This window comes from Betaproteobacteria bacterium, assembly GCA_016713305.1.
GTDB lineage: Bacteria > Pseudomonadota > Gammaproteobacteria > Burkholderiales.
In genome coordinates, this window is the sequence record JADJPK010000031.1 from 883993 (window position 1) to 890209 (window position 6217).

The 6217-nt window shown below is 68.5% G+C and carries 9 protein-coding genes; 3 read left to right on the forward strand and 6 right to left on the reverse strand.

Annotated features, from left to right (window positions below):
• Positions 1-59: 59 nt before the first annotated feature.
• A complete protein-coding gene (locus IPK20_25705) occupies positions 60-281 on the forward strand; it encodes a hypothetical protein (protein ID MBK8019749.1) in 222 nt (73 codons plus the stop codon).
• 193 nt (positions 282-474) lie between these two features.
• Here the strand turns inward: IPK20_25705 and IPK20_25710 are convergent, their stop codons facing one another.
• On the reverse strand, positions 475-1032 hold the full coding sequence (locus IPK20_25710; GenBank protein MBK8019750.1) for a hypothetical protein: 558 nt from the start codon (positions 1030-1032) through the stop codon (positions 475-477).
• A 73-nt stretch (positions 1033-1105) separates the two neighbouring features.
• On the opposite strand from IPK20_25710, the gene IPK20_25715 reads away from it, so the two are divergent.
• Positions 1106-1378 carry a hypothetical protein gene (locus IPK20_25715; GenBank protein ID MBK8019751.1) on the forward strand — a complete coding sequence of 91 codons (273 nt, stop codon included), beginning with the start codon at positions 1106-1108 and terminating at the stop codon, positions 1376-1378.
• Positions 1379-2127: 749 nt separating this feature from the next.
• Here IPK20_25715 and IPK20_25720 read toward each other — a convergent pair.
• Both IPK20_25720 and IPK20_25725 read right to left on the reverse strand, forming a co-directional pair.
• Positions 2128-3042, reverse strand: coding sequence for a hypothetical protein (locus IPK20_25720; protein ID MBK8019752.1), 915 nt, complete (start codon positions 3040-3042; stop codon positions 2128-2130).
• A 465-nt stretch (positions 3043-3507) separates the two neighbouring features.
• Entirely contained in the window at positions 3508-3972 is a 465-nt protein-coding gene (locus IPK20_25725) for a hypothetical protein (GenBank protein MBK8019753.1), read from the reverse strand.
• 531 nt (positions 3973-4503) lie between these two features.
• Here IPK20_25725 and IPK20_25730 point away from each other — a divergent pair.
• Positions 4504-4743 (forward strand): hypothetical protein, encoded by a 240-nt coding sequence (locus tag IPK20_25730; GenBank protein MBK8019754.1) that lies wholly within the window; start codon positions 4504-4506, stop codon positions 4741-4743.
• A gap of 129 nt (positions 4744-4872) precedes the next feature.
• Here IPK20_25730 and IPK20_25735 read toward each other — a convergent pair whose 3' ends face one another.
• The 3 genes from IPK20_25735 to IPK20_25745 form a co-directional block, all read right to left on the reverse strand.
• Complete coding sequence (locus IPK20_25735; GenBank protein ID MBK8019755.1) at positions 4873-5136, reverse strand: hypothetical protein; 264 nt, start codon at positions 5134-5136, stop codon at positions 4873-4875.
• A 330-nt stretch (positions 5137-5466) separates the two neighbouring features.
• Positions 5467-5823 (reverse strand): polyprenyl synthetase family protein, encoded by a 357-nt coding sequence (locus IPK20_25740; GenBank protein ID MBK8019756.1) that lies wholly within the window; start codon positions 5821-5823, stop codon positions 5467-5469.
• Positions 5792-5950 (reverse strand): polyprenyl synthetase family protein, encoded by a 159-nt coding sequence (locus IPK20_25745; GenBank protein ID MBK8019757.1) that lies wholly within the window; start codon positions 5948-5950, stop codon positions 5792-5794. The genes IPK20_25740 and IPK20_25745 overlap by 32 nt, the downstream gene beginning before the upstream one ends.
• Positions 5951-6217: the final 267 nt, after the last annotated feature.

Here is a 6217-nt window from a genome sequence, read left to right on the forward strand (position 1 = left end):
CACTGCGACCCGGTCCCACCGTTCGCGGACCGCCTCACGTAGCACAACGACTGGTGGCCATGGAACGCGAGCATGGGCAGCGCATTGTCGGTCAGAGACTGGAATCGCTTGTGGAGCCGTTCGGTGCCGGCGACGTCGTGGCGCGAACAGGCGACGCATTGACGGTAGCTCGCGCCGAGGGCATCCCGGGCACGCAAGTGCTGCAGGCCGTGTTCCGCTGGCAGCGCCATCCGCGCGGCACAGTTCGAGTCCGGCTTCCTCGAAGCGGCCGAGCAGGTTGAGGTGATAGCCGTGGCGGGTGTGCCACCACACCCTCAACACAGGGGGCGACGTCGGGGTGTTCGACGAGGGCCGCCCCGCATTCGACGGCCCTCAGGCCACGCCGCGAATCCGCGGCGATGTTGCAGTAGGTGAGCAGGGCAAGCGCGGCAGTCAGCTTGCGCACGACGCCGATCTCTTCGTCGAGCATCTCGGTCACGCGGGTGACGATGCCGTCGCGCGCGGCCAGGTCCGGCGCCGCGTGAGAATTCCACGAGCAGGCTGCCGTAGACCTTGAGTTCGTGCCGCCCGTCCGCCTGGAAAGCTGCAGGCGATCGAGCAACGGAATGAGGAGTCCACCCAGGGCGCATCGGCCGGAAGTTCGACCACGCGAAATAGTACGTGTCGATCATTCCAGCCGCGGCGAGCGCCTGACCCAAGAATGTCGCCGCCTGCGACGAACGCTTCGCTCGCCGCCTCGAGATGGGCACGTGCCGAGGCCTGGTCCGCGGCGACGAGCGAGATCCCAGCCAGTACCGCAACCACGGCTGGGTGCTGGACCTTGTCCTGCGGCAGCGCGGTGATCCACTCTCTCAGAGTGACCTCCCGGCCCCGGGACAACAGATCCTCCGCGTGGTTCTCGATCAGGCGGGACGCCGCGCGCCACGCCCCCGAGGCGGAGAACAGGGTAAACGCATCGTGGAGCCCGCGCGCCTCCAGCAGCCTCGCCGCGCGTTCGCGGACCTCCCGCGGCGCCGGCCTCGCCGAGAACACGGGCGGCACGACTCGACAGAAAATCGCGGAACAAGGCGTGGTACCAGTAGACGGGCCCGGTTCCCGGCCGGCGATGCGTGAAGAGATTCTTCCTGCACAGATCCTCGAGCCGCTCCCGCGCATCGGCATCGCCCGTCAGGTCCCGAGCGATGGCGACGATCACCTGGGGCAGGCACGCCGTCGCTACCAGGAATCGCCGCGTGGGTTCGTCGAACTTCTGGAAGATCTGATCCGCGAAGTACGCGAAGGTGGCCTCCCGGTCTGCGCGCACGGCAGACTGCACGGCGCCTTCCCGGCGTCGGTGTTCCAGCATGAGCGTGAGGCCGCCGCCCAGCCTCCGCACTGATGGTGCATGGACTCGAGATCGTCCTCGGTGAGGCCGGAAATCCGCGCGGCCGCGATCTGTCGCGTTTCGGCCGGGGACAATGCCAGCTCGTTCCAGTCGACGAACCCGACGTGCTCGCTGGCCACCAGACGTGTTCAACGGCCGCGTAGCACTCGGGCGGATCGCGGCGCGAGATCACCAGCAGCGTCATCCCGGGCGGCATCTCCTCGAACGCGGCTGTGACGTGCTCGAGCAACGGATCGCCGGGGCCGACCTCCTGATAGTTGTCGAAAGACAGCACGGCGTCCCCGGCAGGCGGCCGAAAAGTTGTCGGAAGAATCGCCGCCTGTACCCCGGAAGATCGGAGGCGTACTCGGACGTGAGCGCCGGAGCGCCGACCGGCCACCGGATGGAAATTCCCTGGAGGCCTCGGCGAGGTAGTGGAAGAAGGTCGCAGGGTCGGAATCGCCAGCGTCCACCTGGTACCAGAGTCCGGGCAGCCGTTTCGCGTCCAGCCAGCTCGCGGCGAGCGTGGTCTTGCCGGCACCCGGGGGACCGACGATGCAGATGACACGCCGGTGCCCACGCTCCGCGTCCAGCCGCGCGAACAGCCGCTCGCGGTCAATCGCCCCGTAGAGCAACGGCCGGGTCAGTTTTGCCAACGGGGAGCGCCTGGGAGCCACGTGCGCATTGTGCCCCCGCCCGACCTACGGATCGCCCACGGATTGTTGCCTTCGGCTTGCGCAGCTGCCCGTCTGGCCGGCCTGTGCTCACGCCATCCTGTCGATCACATCCAGCCGGAAGCTGCCGTTGGACTGGTACCAGCCCGACGGCGGCAACAGGATGTCACCCCCCGCCCTGCACGCCCAGCACCTGCGTGAGATCGAAGCGTCCCGTGGATTCGTCCACGCCATGGAGAGGCCCGGTCCCGGTCGCTTCGGCGAAGGTCTGCAGGAGCGCCGCCAGTTCGGGATCGTGGAGGTTCCCCAGCGCACCTGCGCCGGACCGGACGGAAGCGCGACCTGGAACGACTGGACGCGGTAGTTCATCTGGATCCAGTCACGCAGCGGCTCCAGTCCGTCCGGACGCGGGCACAGGCGGCGCTGGATCATGCCGAACTGCTGCCCGCCCAGGCTGAACCAGTGCCGCGCAAATTCCCGGCGGAAACCGGCGAGGGTGAAATCGTGCTGGCCCCAAGGCAGCACGCCACCGCGATGCCCGCGGCTCCCCTGCGGCCGATGCCACCGGCCCTGATGAGCAGGGGTCTGTGCGTGCTCGAACGAGAAGATCGAGCCGAATGACGGCTCGTCCACCGTGAGCCGCCGTTCCGTCGTGCCATCGAACGCGGTGTGCGTACCAGAGTCGAACTGCGCGATGCGCTTCCAGTCCGGAGGACTTCGCGGCCGCTCACCATGGACGTCCAGTTGTCCACGAACAGGAACGGGCAGAATCACCTGCGGCGCCTCGGCGGCGTTGCTGTCCTCCTCGGTCTTGCCCACGAGGATCCGGATCGCCAGTTCGTGCTGCGTGGTGTAGTCCTCGGGATTGCGCCACTCGGTCGGCGGTCCCACGGACCGCATGGCGCCGTAGCGGAGCCACTCGATCACCACTTCGGCCGTCGCGACGCGGTAGCGGGAAGTACTGCCGTGGCTGTCCCAGTTCCTCGCAACTGTTGAGCAGCGCATCCACCAGGAACTGGAGCCGCTCGGGATCGGCCGTCACCTGAAAGCCGGTGATCAGGAAACGTCCTCGAACGCAAAGGGAGCAGGTGCGCGCGGATCGATGCGAGGTTCGACGAAGGGCACGGGCTGCGGAATCGGCGGCGTCGCGGCGCGCAGGTCGTAGGGGCCTGTGCAGAGGATCCGTTCGGCGCCTCCGAGCGCACGTGTCCGGCGCGAGCGCCTGGGGCCGGAGGCGGAGTCCCAGGTCGGAGGCGAGGTCGATGTTGCGGAACCCGGGAACGGCCGTGACGATGATGTCCGACGATTCTCGTCCGAGGCGACGTTGCCTTCCCAGGACAGATACACCGGCGAGTGCAGCACGGCCCGGTCGGTCGTGGAGCTTTCGCGGAACTGCAGCAGTCCCGTGGTCGGGTACTGCCAGGACAGCGTGCGTGATCCGGCCGCGGGATGGCGCGCGAAATCGAGAGGTCAGGATCTCCGTGTCGAAGTGGGGCGCCGGGTCGCCGGGCCGCCATAGACATCGGTGCGGACCACGATCCGTGTGCGGCCTGCGGCGTGGGTCACGTCGATCTTCCGCCCAGGCCGGATAGCCGAGATCCTGGCGGAAGCGGGACAGAAGCGCGCAGTTGCGGTCGACGAAGACATAGGGGCAGTACATCGCATCCTGTCCGTCCGACTCCCGGCGGACCGGGATGGCCACGAACAGCACCGGCAGGACGCATCCGGCCAGCGCGGTCCGCTCTCCACCGTGCCGTCCACGTAGTGCAGCCAGACGTCCGGCGAGGGACGGCCAGCCGGCCTCCCATCCGAGGCCGCATTCACCGACCGGTCCACGAGCGTCTGCAGGGCAGCGGCAGTCCCCGCCACACGGAAACTGTTCACGGCGACCGAGCGCAGCTCCAGCAGCGTGGCCATCGCGCCGGATTCAGCCATGGGATCTCGCGCCCATGCCGCTCTCCAGTACGTCGCCGACGATGGCGCAGTCACCAAGCGCCCATGGCCTTGCGGGAGTTCGTCGAAGAACGTGCCCGGCAGGCGTGCGAAGCCCCGGCGGCGCCGAGCCCCGGTCGCGCAACGATCCGAGCACAGACTCGACCAGATGGACCGCGCTCCACGCGCTGAACGCATACGGGTCGGGCGCCTCAGACGCGAGCGCAGGCGCAGGCCGCCGTAGCGGTCCTCGCCTTCCACCACCACGATCTGCGTGCGGTCCCGGCCCGCCGGCAACGCCTCCGGCAGCAAAACCGATCTGTGCCTGCACGATCTGCTGAGCGGCCACGTCTGCAGGGCAGCGCCGCGAGGCTGGCCGCCTGATACCAGGCTCGCCGCAGGCCCTCGGCCTCGGCGTAGGTTTCCACGTTCTCCAGCTGGCCCCGCCCGCGGCGGCCGTGGCGACGGCAGTCAGGAGATCGGGCAGGCGCACGACCGTGCGTGGCCGAGGTCCGACCGGCCATCGGGCGAGAAATGAAACGTGCGCTCCATCCGTCCGGCCGCGACGGACACGAGCCGCCCGCCCGGCGGACCGACATGCCTTCGCGCGTGGAATCGAGCAGCGTGGCGAACGAACCGCGCGAGAGCATTCCCGTGGCGGACAACGCCACGCGCAGGTGCGAGGCCGGGCAGCCGGCGAACGAGCCTCGCCGTGAGAAAGTCGGAGCCGGTGACCAGAAAGCCGCGCCCGGCATCAGCATCACGCCACGCTGAACGGCGTCGACGTTGTAGTCGTCGACCTGCCGGAACGCACCGAACTCGCCGCACAGATCGAGGTAGTGGACGCGGTTGCGCAGACACGCCTTGACCATCTTCGAGGCGGTCGTGCCGAAGGGGCCGGCTTCACTTGACGACGACCGCCACGTCCGCAAGCGCGGCGTCCATCGCAGCGTTGTCGTCGAGCGATGCGGCGACCCAGGGCAGATCGAGCGGCTTTTGCCAGCGCCTCGAGTTTCTGGCGTCGCGTCCGCCGAGACGGGGCGGCCGGGTCCAGGTGCGGGGGCGAGGCGGAACGTTGATCGGCAAAGTCAGCGGTCGCGCGCGCGCAAGGCGATCAACCGGCCGGTCGTAGCCGGTGGCGCCATAGATGAGCACCGCGTTCTTCATCAGTGCGTCCTCGCCAGCACCCACGTCCCCATGCCGCGGACGAACTCGCGGTCCGCGACGCGCCAGGGCTTCGAAGAGGGTCTGATTCTGCAGCGCCGCACCGGCAGAGCCCGCGAGCCGTGTCGCGGCGTAATCGAGCGCCCCGTGCGCTCGATCAGCGCACAGCCAGGACACCTGCTCCGCCGTGCGCCGTCTCTCTGGAACCGCCAGCATGTCCCTCACGGCGATCCGTTCTGCTTCGGTGCCCGCGCGGAAGCGCCATGCACGACCATCAGCGTGCCTTGCCTTCCACAGGTCGCAGTCGATCTCCTTGCCGTAGCGGTGGTCGCCCTAGCGAGATTCGGGACGTCGTCGGTGATCTGGAACGCGCCAGAAAAGCCGAAGCGGAAGAGCGTCGAGATCGGTATCGCCCCGCGTTCCGATCAGCGCGCCGACCCGGCACGGATGGATGGTGGCAAGCCGGCAGGTCTTCTTGAGGATCATCGTGGGGTAGTCGTCGTCGGTCACGTCCATCCGGTTGTCGTGGCGCCAGCCCAGCTCCAGTGCCTGTCCCTCGGCAGACTCCCACGCCATGCGCTCGGTTTCGTAGCGAAGATGCGCATCGCGAGCACCCGCGACCCCAACAACCCGACGTTCTCGCGCAGGGGCTTCAAGCTCAACAGGCTCCAGCGAATCGCCGGCATTCAGCGCGAGGAAGCCCGTGCTTGCGGTGGGCCGGCTGTCCCCCCCGCGCGCTCTCGCTGCCGTCCTCGATGTCGTCGTGGATCAGCATGGCGTTGTGCAGCAACTCGATCGCCACCGCGGAAGGCAGCACGTACTGGATCCGTACGCCGAAAGGCCGTACGGTGGCGATGCAGGCTGGACCGCATCATCTTGCCGCCGCGGCGCAGATAGTCGCAGAGGAGATCGTCGAGGTAGGGCCGGTTGCCGGAGCCGGGAGGTACCGCTCCAGCGCGTTGCGCGTGGCCCACCGTAGTCATCCAGCACGCTCTGCACGAGTTCCGGCGCATCGCGCAGCCCGGAGTCGGCGATCGATCCATGCGAGTTCTCCTCAGCCCGCCCCGGACGGCTGCGGCGTGTC